Source organism: Limnospira sp. (assembly GCF_051859755.1).
Taxonomy (GTDB): domain Bacteria; phylum Cyanobacteriota; class Cyanobacteriia; order Cyanobacteriales; family Microcoleaceae; genus Limnospira; species Limnospira fusiformis.
On the sequence record NZ_JBIMLI010000120.1, the window covers coordinates 1 to 16220 of the forward strand.

Annotated in this window: 9 protein-coding genes; 4 read left to right on the top strand and 5 right to left on the bottom strand. The window is 43.0% G+C overall.

Annotation, left to right across the window (positions count from 1 at the left end; all coding sequences use genetic code 11):
- The first annotated feature begins 67 nt into the window (after positions 1-67).
- Positions 68-250, top strand: a complete 183-nt coding sequence (locus ACTIE0_RS18060) for a hypothetical protein (protein ID WP_006667916.1) — start codon at positions 68-70, stop codon at positions 248-250.
- A gap of 112 nt (positions 251-362) precedes the next feature.
- Positions 363-5174, top strand: a complete 4812-nt coding sequence (locus ACTIE0_RS18065; RefSeq protein ID WP_006667915.1) for a WD40 domain-containing protein — start codon at positions 363-365, stop codon at positions 5172-5174.
- Here ACTIE0_RS18065 and ACTIE0_RS18070 read toward each other — a convergent pair whose 3' ends face one another.
- Both ACTIE0_RS18070 and dnaG read right to left on the bottom strand, forming a co-directional pair.
- On the bottom strand, positions 5175-5354 hold the full coding sequence (locus ACTIE0_RS18070; protein WP_006621661.1) for a hypothetical protein: 180 nt from the start codon (positions 5352-5354) through the stop codon (positions 5175-5177). It abuts the gene before it with no gap.
- Between the two features lie 153 nt (positions 5355-5507).
- The gene (gene dnaG / locus ACTIE0_RS18075; protein ID WP_006667914.1) at positions 5508-7442 is read right to left on the bottom strand and encodes a DNA primase; all 1935 of its coding nucleotides are present in this window, start codon (positions 7440-7442) and stop codon (positions 5508-5510) included.
- A 162-nt stretch (positions 7443-7604) separates the two neighbouring features.
- Between dnaG and ACTIE0_RS18080 the strand changes: the two genes are divergently transcribed.
- Positions 7605-8189, top strand: coding sequence for a DUF2062 domain-containing protein (locus tag ACTIE0_RS18080; protein WP_006621659.1), 585 nt, complete (start codon positions 7605-7607; stop codon positions 8187-8189).
- On the opposite strand, the gene ACTIE0_RS18085 is transcribed toward ACTIE0_RS18080, so the two are convergent.
- From ACTIE0_RS18085 to ACTIE0_RS18095, 3 genes are read right to left on the bottom strand one after another with little or no spacing between them, the layout of a single operon-like run.
- Positions 8186-9904: a helicase HerA domain-containing protein gene (locus ACTIE0_RS18085; RefSeq protein WP_006621658.1), complete on the bottom strand. Its 1719-nt coding sequence runs from the start codon at positions 9902-9904 to the stop codon at positions 8186-8188. The two genes, ACTIE0_RS18080 and ACTIE0_RS18085, sit on opposite strands and share 4 nt — an antisense overlap.
- A 58-nt stretch (positions 9905-9962) precedes the next feature.
- Positions 9963-10604, bottom strand: coding sequence for a phosphoribosylanthranilate isomerase (locus tag ACTIE0_RS18090; RefSeq protein WP_006621657.1), 642 nt, complete (start codon positions 10602-10604; stop codon positions 9963-9965).
- A gap of 15 nt (positions 10605-10619) precedes the next feature.
- On the bottom strand, positions 10620-11141 hold the full coding sequence (locus ACTIE0_RS18095) for a DUF4330 domain-containing protein (RefSeq protein WP_006621656.1): 522 nt from the start codon (positions 11139-11141) through the stop codon (positions 10620-10622).
- A gap of 401 nt (positions 11142-11542) precedes the next feature.
- Here ACTIE0_RS18095 and ACTIE0_RS18100 point away from each other — a divergent pair, with 401 nt between their 5' ends.
- Complete coding sequence (locus tag ACTIE0_RS18100) at positions 11543-16024, top strand: response regulator (protein WP_006667913.1); 4482 nt, start codon at positions 11543-11545, stop codon at positions 16022-16024.
- The last annotated feature ends 196 nt before the right edge of the window (positions 16025-16220 follow it).

Below are 16220 nucleotides of genomic sequence, written 5' to 3' on the forward strand. Positions count from 1 at the left end.
TGTTACCTTAACGGGTAATAGTGCTATCGTCGCATTGTCAGGCAATAGCCGGATAAATGTCGCGTAAATGTATCAGGCTAGAGAACCTTCTCGATTACGAAGCATCTCGATGACTTTGCGAGGATCTATTCCCATCGCTAATTTTCAAGATTATAATCAGGAATCAGTCCGGCTAGATGCTCGTATGGCTGCAGAAGTAACTGAGATCCTGCGACGGTTGGTAAGTGAGGAGTTTAATGCGATCGCTTAGGGGAAACTAGGCTAAGATGGTTTTGGCGCTTTTCCCCGGCTAAATAGCTTGATGTGCGATCGCGCCATGCAGAACCTGTGCCAGGTTGACCAAGCAATCATGGAATTTGAAAATGTACGATGGGGAAAAGGCTAACCAAGACGCGATCAGAACCCTAATCCGCAGTATTACTCGCCTCCAGGGTGATTTTTCGCTGATTCTTGCCTGTTGCAATTATCGTTCCGTTCGGGAAACTATTGTGCAACAGTTGCGGGTAGATTGTCCTGTTCCCATTCAAGAATTAGTTTTGGACCCCAAGGCTAAAACTCTCTATACGACCATTTTTGATACCCTACAGGGGGAAATGCCATCAGCTTTGATGGTGTTTGGCTTGGAGTCGGTGAATAATTTGCAGGGGGTACTCAAGGCGACTAATCAAATGCGGGAGGAATTCCGCAATTTTGAGTTTCCGTTGATTTTGTGGGTAAGCGATCAATTGGTGTCGATGATGATTCGCTTAGTCCCAGATTTTCATAGTTTTGCAACTACAATTCACTTCGAGGTTGAAACTGATCATCTCATTGACTTCCTGAAACAGACCAGTAATCAGATTTTAGAACAGTTACTCGATAGTGGCGCAACTATTTTTTTAGATGAGGCTACCCTGGAGTTAGAAAGCGGTTCTCCCCTACGCAATGAACTAGAATCCGCACAACAGGACCTCCAACGGCGGGGAGTAACTCTTGATCAGGATTTAGAAGCTAGTTTAGAGTTGATACTGGGTCGAATTGCTGATCATACTACTCAGGAAGCATTGCAGCATTACCAACGGAGTTTAACATTGTGGCAGCAGACTAACAACCGCTTAGGCTGTGGTCATGTTCTGTTTTATTTGGGTTTCTGGTGGCGTTACTATGGGATGATGAACCGGGGGGAAAAGTGGGAAGCCTGCGCCAAAGCCAAGGATTATTATCGGCAATCTTTACAGGAATTTGAATCGGCTGATCGACCGGATTTGGTGGCAAAGTTTATTAATGCTTTGGGGGAAATATTACACTATTTGGAAAATTGGTCAGAGTTGGATGAAGTGGCTAATTGGGCCTTGGACTTGCATCAAAATCAGTCCCATTCCTTTAGGACAGCGCGCGCCTACCACTTTTTGGCGGAAGTACAATTAGCTAATGGTAACTTTAAAACCGCTAAGTATATTATACAGAAATCTCTGGAAATTATCAACAGTAATTTATCGCAAAATTCCCAGGTTAAGGAGGGGAAGGAGATCCGGAACTATGAATATTTACGAAAGTTGGATTGGGAACGTTCTTATCATTGGGGATGGTATTTGCTGTGTTTCGGGAGATCTCAACAGGGTTTGGGAGAACATGAAGAGGCGATCGCTACTTTTAAACAAGCCAAGAATTTGACCAAACCTTGTTATGATCCAGAACTATATATTAAAATTTTTAAACAGTTACATTACAGCTATTTTAGACAGGGTGAATATCTCGCCGCCTATCAAGTGAAACAGCAACAGCGGGAAATCGAACAACAGTTTAGTTTTCGGCCTTTTATTGGTGCGGGTGCATTACAGCAAAGCCAGTTAATTACTAATCCCAGTTATCCCCAATCTGAAGATAGGACTTTAATTAATTCGGAAATGACCGCCTCGGGAAGATTGCAAGATATTGACCAATTAATGAAGCGGCTGGGGGAAGACAGATATAAATTAACCATAATTTATGGACAGTCAGGAGTCGGGAAAAGTTCTCTATTGCAAGCGGGACTCATTCCCCAACTGAGACATAAAAATACATTGATTCAAGCCAGGCGAGTTCTCCCGATTTATCAAAAAACTTATACTAATTGGGTGGGGGGACTCAGTAATGCGATCGCCAGAGCTTTATCTCAATTAGATAACTCTGAATTAGACTCAGGATTTTTAACTAACCCGACCGAAATTTTAGACCAACTCCAGGTTCTGAATTATCGAAATTTAATGATGATTATTATTTTCGATCAGTTTGAAGAGTTTTTCGTAGCTACCAAGGAACCCCAAAAGCGAGAAGAATTTTATCAATTTTTACGGGAATGTTTGAATATTCCCTATATCAAGACTATTTTTGCACTGCGTCAGGACTATTTACACCACCTACTAGAAGGAAATCGTTTAAAATACTTTGATGCGGTTAACGACAATATTTTAGATAAAAATATTCTCTATTATTTGGGTAATTTCATCCCGGAAGATGCCGCCTCAGTTATCAAAAATTTAACCGCCAAAACTCAATTTATCTTGGAACCGGAATTAATTAAACAACTGGTGCAAGAATTAGCAGGAGAGTCGGGAGAAGTCCGACCCATTGAACTACAAATTGTCGGTTCTCAACTTTACACCAATCAAATCACCACCTTGGAAGAATATCGCCTCCAAGGACCGAAAAGGCGGTTAGTAGAGAGTTATTTAGAGGAAGTAGTGGCAGACTGTGGCGAGGAAAATAAAGACATCGCCGAATTAGTCTTATATTTACTCACAGATGAATATAACAACCGACCCTTAAAAACTCGGTATGCTTTGAATAGAGATTTACAAAGTTTGGCGGATAACCTAAAAATCACGGATCAACTAGATACAGTCTTAAAAATATTCGTGTTATCCGGGTTGGTCTGTTTACTCCCAGAAATTCCAGAGGAACGTTATCAGCTTGTCCATGATTATCTAGTATCTTTTATTCGGGAACAACGGAGTAGTGAATTAGTTTATAAGCTGCAAAATGAGAAACAAAAAAGACAGGAAGCTGAAGCCGAAATCACCGAAATCAATCAAGTTTTGAGGAAAAGGCTGGTTAATACGATTGGATTATGTATAGGGTTGAGTTTATTATCAATAGCCGTATTAATGCTGTGGCACAATACTAAAACCCAGGAAAAACAACTAAAATTAGCCAGGTTTAATTATGAATATTTGGCTTTGTTAAAAGGGGAAACGGATCAACTGAAAGCCTCCCTAACTGCTATGGAAGCAGGTAGAATTCTGCAACGCCAACCCGTTACGGAAATTGAACGCCGCACCGCTAGTTCTCTGTGGGAAGTCAATAATATCTTTAGAGAACGCGATCGCCTATCTGAATCTTTTGGCGGTATTCTCAGCCTCAGTTTTAACCCTACTGGTGATCAAATAGTATCAGGCGATCAAGATGGTACAATCAGGATCTGGAACCAAAATCGGGAATTAATAGGAAGTTGGTTAGCCAATAAACGCAAAATTCGCCGCGTGGTTTTTAGTCCCAATTCCTCCGGTCAAGAATTGATTATAGCTTCAGCGGGGGAAGATGAAAATATCAAACTCTGGCGACCTGATGGAACTTTAATTAATACCCTAATAGGACATACCAGAGATATACAATGGCTGAGTTTTAGTCCAGATGGTCAGCAGTTAGCCTCCGCTAGTGAAGATGGAACTATTCGTCTGTGGAGTCGTGACGGTGACACCATAGCCATATTAACCGGACACGAAGCGGAGGTTTTGTCGGTCAGTTTTAGTCCAGATGAACAGTTGATTGTTTCCTCTGATGAAATGGGGGTAATTAAATTATGGAATCGTCAGGGGGAGTTAATCACCAGTTTTCAGGGTCATGACCAAGCCATTTGGAGTGTTAAATTTAGTCCAGATTCTCAAATTTTGGCTTCTGCTAGTAATGATAATACGGTGAAACTGTGGAACCTCGATGGGACATTATCTCAAACTTTAACAGGTCATGAAAAATCAGTAAATAGCGTTAATTTTAGTCCAAATGGTCGCCTGATTGTGACAGCCAGCACCGATACAACTATCAAACTTTGGAACTATGAGGGAATTTTGGTTTCTACTCTCCGGGGTCATAGAAATACTGTCAATCATGCGGTTTTTGCTCCCGACAGTCAAACGCTAATTTCCGCCAGTGCAGATGGTTCTATCCGTTTTTGGGAACTACAAAATCTCCCCAGAGTTTGGCAATCTCAGAATGATATTTATAACGCTGTTTTTAGTCCGAATAGTGAGTTAATAGCTTCAGTATCTAGCAATAATATGGCGATAGTATGGGAGACTAATTCCCTAAATATTCGGCTAATGTTTGATGAACATACGGATACTGTTAATAATATCAGCTTTAGTCCTGACAGTCAACTGATTGCTTCTGCTAGTAATGATAAAACGGTGAAAATTTGGAATACAGAAGGTGATGTTTTAAGGACTATCAACCATGATTTCCCCGTGTGGACGGTGAGTTTTAGTCCTGATGGTCAAAAAATTGCTTCGGTTAGTGATGATCAAATCATTCGGTTATGGGATATCAATGGAGTATTACAAACTACTCTGATTGGACATACGGATAGAATTAATGATATTAGTTTTAATCAACAGGCTAAAATCATGGCTTCTGTGGGTGATAATACTATTAAAATTTGGGATATTAACGGTTCTTTAATTCGCGACCTTTCCCAGGGTAGTCACTTCTCTAAGGTGGCTTTTAGTCCTAATGGAACTCTGCTGGCTGTGGGGACGGGGGATGGGTCGGTGAAATTGTGGGAAACTTCGGACTGGAAACCAATTACAACTACTACCATAGGACGACATAACCGGGTGGTGTTTGATTTGAGTTTTAATTCAACTGGGGAGATACTGGCTTCCGCGAGTCAGGATGGGACGGTGAAACTCTGGGATCGTTCTGGTCAGTTAATCACGACTCTGGAAGTGGGAATTAAACCGGTTTTATCAGTGCATTTTAGTGCTGATGACCAAATGTTGGTCGCTACTGATGCTGACAACCGCATGGTATTTTGGGAGTTGGATTATAGCAATTTTAACCAGGTTGATTATTTACTGGATCAGGCTTGCGATCGCCTTCAAAATTATTTAAATCGTCATAATAATAACCCGGCGATTAATCCTAATATTTGTAATTGATTAGCCTCTGGGGGGTCTGGTTTGCTGAACGCGATCGGCTTCCGCTTCCTCTCTGGAGGCGGCTTCGGCTATCTCTTCTGATAGGTGATCCTCTGTAAATTCGCTGGCTAATACCATGGGAGTCATGGCCAAAATACCTGCGATCGCATAAATAGATAGGATGATAGTTTTAGCTAACATAGTTTAGTACAGGGGTTTACGTTTCCCTATACATCAGCTTTTATCCCTATCAGGATAGCCATAAGTTTATGAGAATTTTCTTAGAATTAATCCGGTTGATCAGACCATTGTTAATTAACTAGGGACAGGCTAGGTCAGTTTTCCCAAACTACATTAAAAAGTCAACTCGGAAAACTTAACCATGCGTAGTTGTTCTAACTCTTTCATACGTTTTTGTTCCGCGTAGAGTTGCTGCTGATAGTATTCGGCTAATTCTAAATTAAGTTTAATATCAGTTTTTTTCCACTTGTCTAAATATTGAAGATAGCGTTTTTCACATAGCACCCATTCTAGGGAAGCTGTAGCGGCGCGAATCCCAATACTAGGACGTTCAATATCATTAATCGTCTTTTCGTTTAAGTAGAATAAATGAGAGACTTCCGAGATTTCCGATGAATGTTCCCGGTCGAAGTTTTGTAGTTGAGAAATCAAATCAATATCTTCTCTGGGTTTCTGTTCCTGTAAACTTAACTCGATTTCCGAAATTTTTATCCACAAAAAACGATGATTGGTTAAACTAAATTCTAAATTTTCTGCCTCCAAAGCCTTAATTATTTCCTGTCGATACTCTGGACAGTGTAGATAAATTCGCAGTAACAAACCTTCGGCTTTTTCTAACAGAGTCCGGTCACGTTGAGCCGAAATAATAAGATCTGATTTCCTGGAATCAGAGGCTTTATTCTGCTGATTTTGTACTAGGGGTTTATTAATCTGTTTTCGCAGACTATCGGCTAACATGGGAATTAACCGTGATTGACCCTGGCTGAGAATTTCCGCGCATGATTGAATGTAAGCAGTCCGTTGGTTTAAATCTTGGACTTTGCGGAGTAATTCCACCATGGCTGTGGCTATTCTCTGTGATTCGGCGACATTTTCGATGCTTTTACCGCCGACAATTTGATGGATTTGCCATTCTAAAAAATAGGGTGATTTTTCCAGTAAATCCTGATAATCATGGCGGGTGTGAATATATAGATATTCATCGGCATCTTTGCCATTGGGAAGGTTTAAAATTCTCAGGTTTACTTCCCCGCGATAGGCGAGAGTTTCAATTTCTCCTATGGCTCTCTCGGTGGCTTTAGTTCCGGCTGCATCTGCATCAAAATTGAGGATAATTTGCTTGGATTCTGTATAGCGTAGCAGCAGACGAATTTGATTAATACTAAGTGCAGTTCCTAGGGATGCTACCACATAATTAATCCCGGCTGCATGGAGAGCGATCGCATCAAAATAACCCTCGACAACTACAGCCATATCTTGTTGGGATATAGCCTTTTTGGCTCGGTCTAAACAAAACAAAGTTCTGCCTTTATCAAATAATTCGGTTTCGGGAGAATTTAGATATTTAGGCTGTTCATCTCCTAAACTTCGACCCCCAAAACCAATCACTCTTCCCTGGATATCATAAATGGGAATAATTAGGCGATCGCGGAAACGATCATAATAACCATTCCCGGCTTTTCGGGGAACAATTAACCCGGCTTTTTCGACTAATTCTACCGGAAAATGTTTTTGTTCTACTAAGTAACCATAAATGGTTTCCCACCCCGCTGGTGCATAACCTAGCTGAAATTCCTGGATAGTTTCCTCTCCCAGACGACGGGAAAATTTCAGATATTCTAAAGCTGCTTCTCCCTGGGGTTGGCGGAGTGCGTGTTGATAAAAACTGGTGGCGATCGCTAAAATTTCGTAGAGTTTTTCCCGCAAGGAAAGGGTCTTTTGGAACTCCTGATGCTGTTCAGGCGATTCCGTTTTTACCGGAACATTATACCGTCGCGCGAGGTCTAAAACTACATCAGCAAAGGAGGATTTATCCAACTCCATTAAAAACTTAATGCCATTTCCCGCCGCACCACAACCAAAGCAGTAGTACATCTGTCGGCTAGGACTCACCGTAAAACTTGGGCTTTTTTCTTCATGGAATGGACACAGACCCACAAAGTCTTTACCACGGCGTTTAAGCACCACTTTTTCCGAGATGATATCATAAATATCTGATCTGTCTTTAACCTCCTGAATTGTATCGGAATGAATACGGGGACTTGACATATATTTGGGATATTTTATAATCTAAATTAATGTCGCTTTTTGCTCGCAGCTATTATAGCATATTCGGTGTAATTTAGCAAGAGGCAACCCCCGAACCCGCCATAATTCATAGGTTCAGGAATGCACCGAAAAATCAGCAATTGTCAATGATTACATGAAATCATGCCCAAAAATGTGGATAAGTTGTATAATCAAAATTTAAATGGCAGAAATGGCAGCAAGGAGAAATTATCTGTGTATCGATTATCTGAATATCCGCCGCAGAAAGGAAGATGGGTATATTGGTGGCGGTGGTTAAGGTTAGGATATCTGCGGTTAATCAGTCTGCGAGGACAACCAGAATATTTGGCGAGGGGTCTGGCGGCGGGTGTGTTTGCTGGTTTTTTTCCATTTTTTGGGTTTCAAGCAATTATCGGGGTGGCTGTTGCGGTTATTTTACGAGGTCATAAACTCCTAGCGGTGGCGGGAACTTGGGTGAGTAATCCCTTCACCTATGTTCCCCTATTCTTTTTTAACTTGAAATTCGGGATGTGGCTGCTAGGAATTCATCAATTTTCGCTAATGACTGATCATGTCAATCTACAATCAGTTAAAGATTTTAGTGAACTTGTAGAAACTGGGGCAGAATTGGCGGCGGTTTTATTGTTAGGATCGACTGTGATGGGATTGATAGCAGCGATCGCCATTTATACTGTGAGTGTGCCTTTATTCCGATATTGGCAACAAAAGCGATCGCAGCGTCGCTAAAATCCCAGGTCATCTAAAGCGGTCGCGGCGGCTTCAAAAACTACCTCGTCCGGCATTTCTTCCCAAGCTATATCCCCAATTTCGCGGTAAAATGTCTCATCGTATGGTCTAGTGCGAATTACCACAGGCATAGGGACGGCATGACCTAAAACTAAAGCCTGTTGTTTAGAGTCTAGTTTTGCCAAAACCGATCGCAAATTTTGACCACCAGAAACCCCAGTAAAAATCGCATCAATATCTTTATCATCGTTTAATAAAGCGGTGATACGAGTCCCTATTTGAGACATCACCTCCGAGTCAATTCCTGACGGACGTTGATCGACAATTAATAGGGTGACAAAATACTTTCTCATTTCCCTAGCAATAGTGCCAAAAATAGTAGACCTAACTACGGCTGGATCGAGAAATCTATGAGCTTCTTCGATGGTAATAACCAGAGGTTGAGGGCGATCGCTAGGATTTTTAGAAGCCAAAAATGTTTCAGCTTTTCGGACATAGGACTGGTGAATGCGGCGGGTCATCATATTGGTAACCAGCATATAGGATAACATATCCGACTGGGAACCAAACTCAACAATAACGTGCTTTCCAGCGGACAGAGACTGAAGAATGCGATCGATATAATTAAACGGACAACTAGCCCGCATATACTTCAAATTTTCCAGACGCATCAACTTCCGTTGTAGGGACATAATCGACCCTTTATGACCCCGGCGTTCATCGCAAAATATTTGGATTTCTTCATTAGTCATCCCCAACAGTTGGGAAATCCAATCCTGACCAAACTCACTACAGAGAATATTAGCGTTATCTAAAGCAGCTTCCGAGAGATTTAATTCCCGTTGAACTAAGTTTAAATCTTCTACCTCTATCTGATTGTAACTCAAATACAACTCTTGAGCGTCTCGAATTCCTCGGCGGCGGGTAGACTCTGGGTCAAGAGTATAGACTTCTACTTGATTCGGAAAAAGTTGTCGTAATCCCTTAACCGTATTAAATTGTTTACCTTCCGATACAGCCTCCCAACCATATTCAGAGTGCATATCAAAAATCAAGTTAACCGCCGCTTGTTTACGGATAATTCCCGATAATAATAACCGGGTTAAAAAAGATTTTCCGGTTCCCGATTTCCCAAAAACACCGTTACTGCGTTCCACAAACCGATCGAGGTCAAGACAGACGGGAACTGGCATATCAATAGGTTCCCCGATCGCAAAATTACGTCGTTGGGGGTCATCTTCCCAGCCAAAAATCACCCGAAAATCTCGTTCCTTAGCTTCGTAGACCTGAGAGAAGTGGGTGGGGATAGTTTTAACGGGGAGTAGTTCAAACTCTTCGGTGTTGGTGTTAGGTTGAAAAGAGGCGGCACCGTTACCATTTCCGTTAACCTTGAGTTGAATATCATAGCGATCGCAGACATCCCGATTCAGCATTAACATGGGACTAAGTTCAATAGTTCCATAGGTGCTATTTCCGGCTAACACAGCTTGGAGAAAATCATTTTCCGGTAGAGGAGGATTGCTAAGAATACGGGGGCTAGAGGTTCCTAGACAGACATCAGTTAGTAAACAAAAGAAATGCGATCGCATTCCATAGACTACCAAAAACTTACCAACTCTCATGTCCTCGACGGAAACATCGGCGTGTAGTCGCACTTCCAGTCCCTTTGTCAAAGAACCTTGAATCACAGAACCAAGGGGTTGATCAGTAGTCATTAGATACTCATTCCCCGGAGGGGTATAGTTGTTTTTGTCTGTTGATTAATGATACAATCTAATCAGGAGTTATAGCAAATCTTGTGTTCTCAAATAGTTGAGCAACTTTAGCCATATCCTTGTCTCCAGGCGATCGCTCTACTCCACTAGACAAATCTATACCGTCAGGGTGTAGGCAACTGAGAGCATTAATAATGTTATCAGGATTAAGTCCCCCCGCCAAAAACCAGGGTATGGCGGGGCGGAACTCACCCAAAGATTGCCAATCTATGGTGAGACCAGTCCCCCCCAACTGCTGACCATGATAGGCATCTAGCAGCAAAGCATCTACATGGGGAATAAAGCTGTCAGCTAGGCTGAGAGATTGTGGGTTTTTAACCCGGATAGCTTTAATTAACTCGCCATGGGGAAGTTCTTGTCGTAGGCGATCGCAAAATAAGGGGGATTCATCGCCATGAAGTTGTACCCCGGTTAATTTAGCCTGATGGAAAGTTTCCCAAATTTGCTCAAAAGTGGCATTAGCAAAAACCCCAATCCGGTCTACCCTGTCTGGTAGGTGAGAGGTAATCGCCCGAATTTGGTCGGGGCTAATATAGCGAGGGGAAGCCGGAACGCAAATAAACCCCAAAGCAGTCGCCCCCAAAGAGGCGATCGCCTGTCCTTGGTCTAGTCGGGTTATGCCACAAATTTTAATCCGCATGAAATCAACCCACCATTAATCCTGAACCCGAATATCAACCACACTGGCATTAAAATTGTAGGTATTGCCCTCTAGTTCTACCGTATTACCAATGCGAATTTTGACATTACCCAAAACCGGACCCGTATTAGTAACTTGACCCTGGCCCTCCAAAGTGAGCAAAATATTGTTACTGAAAATAAAATCAGCCGTTGGGTCAGGTAATGCCCTCAAACTCCCATCAGGTTGGGTAACTGGGATAGTCCGAGGTAGGAACTCAACCGCTTTAATGTCTACCTGTCCATAGGGTTGGTTACGGATAATCAGATTAGTCTTTTCTCCCGCCTTGAGAAAATCCTGGGGATTACGTCCGCGCATCCCCAAAGCAATCACATCAACTTCCACGGGTTTAGTCGTGACCCCAATTTGAGCCACCGACCCAGAAGTTCCCGGGAAAAAGAAAATTCCGACAATCACCAACAAAATGACAGTCGCAGCGCCGAGGTCGAGAATGCTCACCTTTCCGAATAAGCGACCTTTAGAATCCAAAATAGCCATATAAGCAGATAGTGGGCAGTGTATAACCTTGAGTTTAAGTTATTCCCCAGCATACCATTGACCATCAACGATCCCAACTAGGGATTATTTGGGAATACTAGGCGGTTAAGTTGACAATAGTAGTAGGGGGGAAATCTCTAAGGGAGATGTAGCCTGATCAGTAAGCTGAAATTTATGACCCTCAGATTCCCTGAAAGTAGCCCTAATCCTTATTTTATATAGATTTTGGCTGATGCAAGGGAAAATAGATCAGACATTTACCCCAAATACAATTTATCCTGGAGATAGTAAAGGGGGTTTTACCCCCCCCCAACCACTAAGCCCCCTTGTCATTTTGAGTCAATGATGTTCCATCACTCCCGATCTCACCTTCTCCAATCCCAATCACCAGAAGCTGTCCCATGTTTATTCCCTCCATTTTTCAAGCAATCAACCGCAAACCCCTGACGACCAAGCCAGATACTCTTGTCGAAGATGTCATTTTGCTGATGAGTAGCAACAGGTCAAGCTATGTATTGATTGTAGAAAAACCGGAAAAAGTTGTTAGTTGTGAGAACACCACTCTTCAGGAAGTATATTCTGTATTGGTGGGGATTTTTACAGTCCAGGATATCGTGGAACTTTGCTCAATTAACGATCGCCTCTGTGGGTTTCCCATCTCTCGGATTATGATTCGGTCTGTGATTAGCGCCAAAGAGTCGGACCTGACCGATATCTTTACCCTGTTTGCTTACTTGGAGCAAAACCAGATCCACCATTTACCCATTGTCAATGATCAGGGGGAAGTCACCGGGATGATCTGTCCGGAAAATTTCCTCTGTCTATCTCGGAGCAATAAAAGCCAGAAAAAGCCTCAGTCATTATCCTATTCTACCAATGGTCGTAGTCCCTCGTCCGTCGCTCCTCAGTCCCAACAGACCTTTGTACCAGAAGACGTAATCCAACTGAGTCAAATTGCCAGCAATCAGACATCTAGGCTAGTTCACGCCCCCTCCTCCTCCTCGATTTTCCATATAACTAAGTTAATGTCCAGGTACAGAGTGCCATCTGTAGTTGTCACCGAAACCGTCCCCCCCCCAGAGAACACATCAGCACCCAATTCCGATAAACAGGCGATTAAATTAGTGGGAGTTGTCACCAGCCAAGATATTCTCACCCTGGTAGCTTTAGGGGTGGATTTTTACACAACCCCAGCCCATAGCATCTGTAATAACCCAGCCGTAATTGTGCGATCGCGCATTACCCTAGGAGCCGCCCTAAGAGTTCTGGGGAAATACTATCACCAACTACCCCTAGTAGTGATGGATGAGCGCAACTATCCCATCAGCGTTATGTCCCCTAGCACCATCCTTATGGGTGCATTGCGTCCCCAATCGATGCACGCCGCCCTAGCTAAACTCGCCCAGCAAGTTCAGTCCCGGCCAGAAGTTAAAAATCCGCCGAGGGTTCCGGTCCCGTCTGTCCCCCCACAATGCACCTGGCCCAACGAATTGCAAGAAAGATCCGAGGCGATGACTCAGCTTTATGAAGCAACTATTGGTTCTAACGCCGATTTTGATACCCGTATCACCCGTCTTTTACAAATGGGATGCGATCGCTTTGGTGTGGAAATAGGACTGCTAGGGCGCGTCTGGGGGGGGCGCTATGAAGTGATCGCCACCCGTATTCCTGAAAATTTGACCTTCGGATTTGCCAAAGGCGATACCCTCGCCCTCCATCAAACCTTAGAAGGAGAATCCGCCGGGTCTGATGAGGTAGTAGGTATCGAATCACTCCAGAATTCCCCCTGGAAAGACCACCCAGCCTACGCTGTGCGCCGTTTTGAAGCCTATCTAGGCGTAAAAGTCACCGTCAGTGGTAGAGACTATGGAACCCTCAGTTTCCTGAGTTATCAGCCCCGCTCAAAATTTCGAGCCATTGAAAAGGAAATCCTGAAACTCATGGCTACCTATATTGGTAGTGAAATTGCTCGCGAACAGGCGGCGCAAGCACTTCAGCAACAAAATCAGCATCTAGTATTACTTAAAGAAATTACCCATAAAGTTCGCTCTAAACTGGAAACCCAAGAAGTATTTCAAACTACCGCCAGCCAAATTGGTCGGGTATTTGCTGTTAACCGCTGTTCTATTTATACCTATATTCCCGAACCTTACCCACACCTAACCTGTGTGGCAGAATACCTAGAAACTGGCTATGAGTCTACCCTCAAGCTGGAAATTTCTGTATCTTATAATCCCTATATTGAAGCACTCCTCACCTCTGATAGAGCGATCGCATCTACCGATGTTTTTTCCGAACCTTTACTGGAATCTTCCATTCCCCTCTGTCGTCGCATGGCCTTAAAATCCATGTTAGCCGTTCGCACTTCCTATCAAGACGAACCCAATGGCATTATTATGTTGCATCAATGCCAACAAATGCGCGAGTGGAACCGAGACGAAATCGAATTTCTCGAAGATGTCGCCTCCCAAGTAGGAATTACCATCGCCCAAGCCAAATTACTAGAAGTCGAAGTCAAAAGCCATCGCGCCCTCGAAGCCAAAAATCAAGCCTTAGAAGAAGCCAAACTCGCCGCCGAAATTGCTAGTCGTGCTAAAAGTGAATTTCTGGCAACCATGAGCCACGAAATCCGCACTCCTATGAATGCAGTAATTGGCATGACCGGGTTACTATTAGATATGGAATTAACCCCCGAACAGCGAGATTTTGTCGAAACTATCCGCACCAGTGGCGATGCCCTTTTAACCATTATTAATGATATCCTAGATTTCTCCAAAATTGAATCTGGTAAACTCGAACTAGAAAAGCAACCTTTTAAACTCCGTAACTGTCTCGAAGAGTGTCTAGAATTGCTGTCTGGGCGCGCCGACGAAAAGGGTTTAGAGTTAGCTTATATCATAGATCCTTCCACTCCTAAAACTATCCTGGGTGATGTCACTCGCCTGCGTCAAGTGTTGGTTAATTTGGTCAGTAATGCTATTAAGTTTACCTCCGAAGGCGAGGTAATTTTAGCAGTGAAAGCTACCCATCCCGATGCTAAAAAAGATGTCAAAAAATCTGATGATTCTGATTTTACTGAAAGTCATTACGTCCTGCAATTTGAAGTCCGAGATACCGGAATTGGCATTCCTCCCGACCGGATAGATCGCCTATTTAAAGCCTTTTCTCAAGTTGACGCTTCCACCACCAGGGAATATGGAGGCACTGGTTTAGGTTTGGCAATTTCTCAGCGGTTGAGTCAATTAATGAATGGGAAAATGTGGGTGGCTAGTTGGGTCAATTTGCTCGATGAATATCACGATGAAACCTCATCTTTGATATCTAGTGTCGCCGGAAATCCTCCCCCCGACTTTGTGCGCCCACAGGTGTTCAGACCTGGCTCTATCTTCTATTTTACCATAGTTTGTAGCGGATTTAATACCCCCGATTTGGGAGAATTTAGTGATGATTTCCTTCATGGTAAGAAAGTGTTAATTGTTGAACATCACGACATTAATCAAAAACTGCTTATCCGTCAGGTTAAATCTTGGGGTATGGTTCCCGTGCGCGTCAAAACTGGCGCTGATGCCTTAAAGGTTTTGCATGATAACCCCGGATTGGATTTAATTATTTTGGGCATCAATTTGCCAGATATGGATGAGGCAACCCTGGCGAGTCGAATTCGCCAATTAGAAAAACAGATGATTGCTGGTAAATACCGCCAAAAACCCTTTAATTTAGTCATGTTTAATTATGCCAGCAATACCGAGGTACTGCGACGACTAGAAGCCCAGGGTGTTAATGTAGCGGGATTGGTTAACAAGCCTCTCAAACAATCTCAGTTTTACAATACCCTGATGCAGATTTTTGCTGATAGCCAGACTATTGAAAAACACTATCATATTAAGAATGCTGAGTCTGGCTATGACCCGGCAATTCCTCAACCTCATGCCAATTTGCGGATTTTATTGGCTGAAGATAATGTCACTAACCAAAAAGTCGCGATTAAACTATTACAACGTTTAGGGTATCGCGCTGATATTGCTGGTAATGGCTTGGAGGTTTTGGATGCCTTAAATCGACAACAGTATGATGTAATTTTGATGGATGTACAAATGCCGGAAATGGATGGCTTGGAGGCTTCTAAACATATCTGTGCGGCTTACTCAGATGGTAGCGATATGGGTCCACGGAAACCTAGAATTATTGCGATGACTGCTAATGCTATGCAAGGCGATCGCGAAATGTGTTTGAATGCAGGCATGGATGATTATATTACTAAACCTGTCCGCCGAGAGGCTTTAGCCGAAGCCTTAGCTAAATGTCATCCGATTTCTCCGACGGTAACTGAAGTTCATGAGATATCTGCTCAAAATGGATATCGGGTTAAATCTACAACCGTCCCTCAACAAAGTACAAATGGGGGTAGTCCCAATGGACAGGTTATGGTTGTTGATGTTACTGAAACTAATGGACATAAAATGCTCAATAATCATACTGTCGAGGAAGAATTAATGACCGATAATAGCCCCATAGATCATCAAGTTTTGGAAAATCTCAGGGAATATGATGATGAAGATGATCCTTTTGTGGATTTGCTAATTGCTACCTATTTACAGGAATCACCCCAACATATTGATGGTATGCGTAAAGCTATTGATGCCCAAAATGCTAAAGGTTTAAAAGAGTCCGCCCATACGTTAAAATCTAGTAGCGCACAATTGGGAGCCCTGAGATTTTCTGAGTTTTGCAAGGAACTTGAATATATGGGACGTGCGGGGATGGAAAGTGACAGCCCAGAAGTAGAATGTTTTGTTACTGGTAGTGCGGTTGAACGCTTTGCTGAAACTATGGCTGAATGGCAACGGGTGGAAACAGCCCTCCGCAAAGAAATTAACAATTAACAATTAACAATTATAGTAGGGTTTCTCCCGCAGAGGTTAAGAAACCCGGTTTCCCCCGCAGAGGTTAAGAAACCCGGTTTCTCAAAGAAACCGGGTTTCTCGAAGACAGGTTTCCCCCACAGAGGTTAAGAAACCCGGTTTCCCCCGCAGAGGTTAAGAAACCCGGTTTCTCAAAGAAACCGGGTTTCTCGAAGAC

Excerpts from the sequence above, each read along its gene's own strand:
- ACTIE0_RS18090 (WP_006621657.1), bottom strand. The coding sequence starts at position 10,604 with ATGCGGATTAAAATTTGTGGCATAACCCGACTAGACCAAGGACAGGCG.
- dnaG (WP_006667914.1), bottom strand. The coding sequence starts at position 7,442 with ATGTCAAGTCCCCGTATTCATTCCGATACAATTCAGGAGGTTAAAGAC.
- ACTIE0_RS18080 (WP_006621659.1), top strand. The coding sequence starts at position 7,605 with ATGCCCAAAAATGTGGATAAGTTGTATAATCAAAATTTAAATGGCAGA.
- ACTIE0_RS18065 (WP_006667915.1), top strand. The coding sequence starts at position 363 with ATGTACGATGGGGAAAAGGCTAACCAAGACGCGATCAGAACCCTAATC.
- ACTIE0_RS18060 (WP_006667916.1), top strand. The coding sequence starts at position 68 with ATGTATCAGGCTAGAGAACCTTCTCGATTACGAAGCATCTCGATGACT.
- ACTIE0_RS18085 (WP_006621658.1), bottom strand. The coding sequence starts at position 9,904 with ATGACTACTGATCAACCCCTTGGTTCTGTGATTCAAGGTTCTTTGACA.
- ACTIE0_RS18100 (WP_006667913.1), top strand. The coding sequence starts at position 11,543 with ATGTTTATTCCCTCCATTTTTCAAGCAATCAACCGCAAACCCCTGACG.
- ACTIE0_RS18095 (WP_006621656.1), bottom strand. The coding sequence starts at position 11,141 with ATGGCTATTTTGGATTCTAAAGGTCGCTTATTCGGAAAGGTGAGCATT.
- ACTIE0_RS18070 (WP_006621661.1), bottom strand. The coding sequence starts at position 5,354 with ATGTTAGCTAAAACTATCATCCTATCTATTTATGCGATCGCAGGTATT.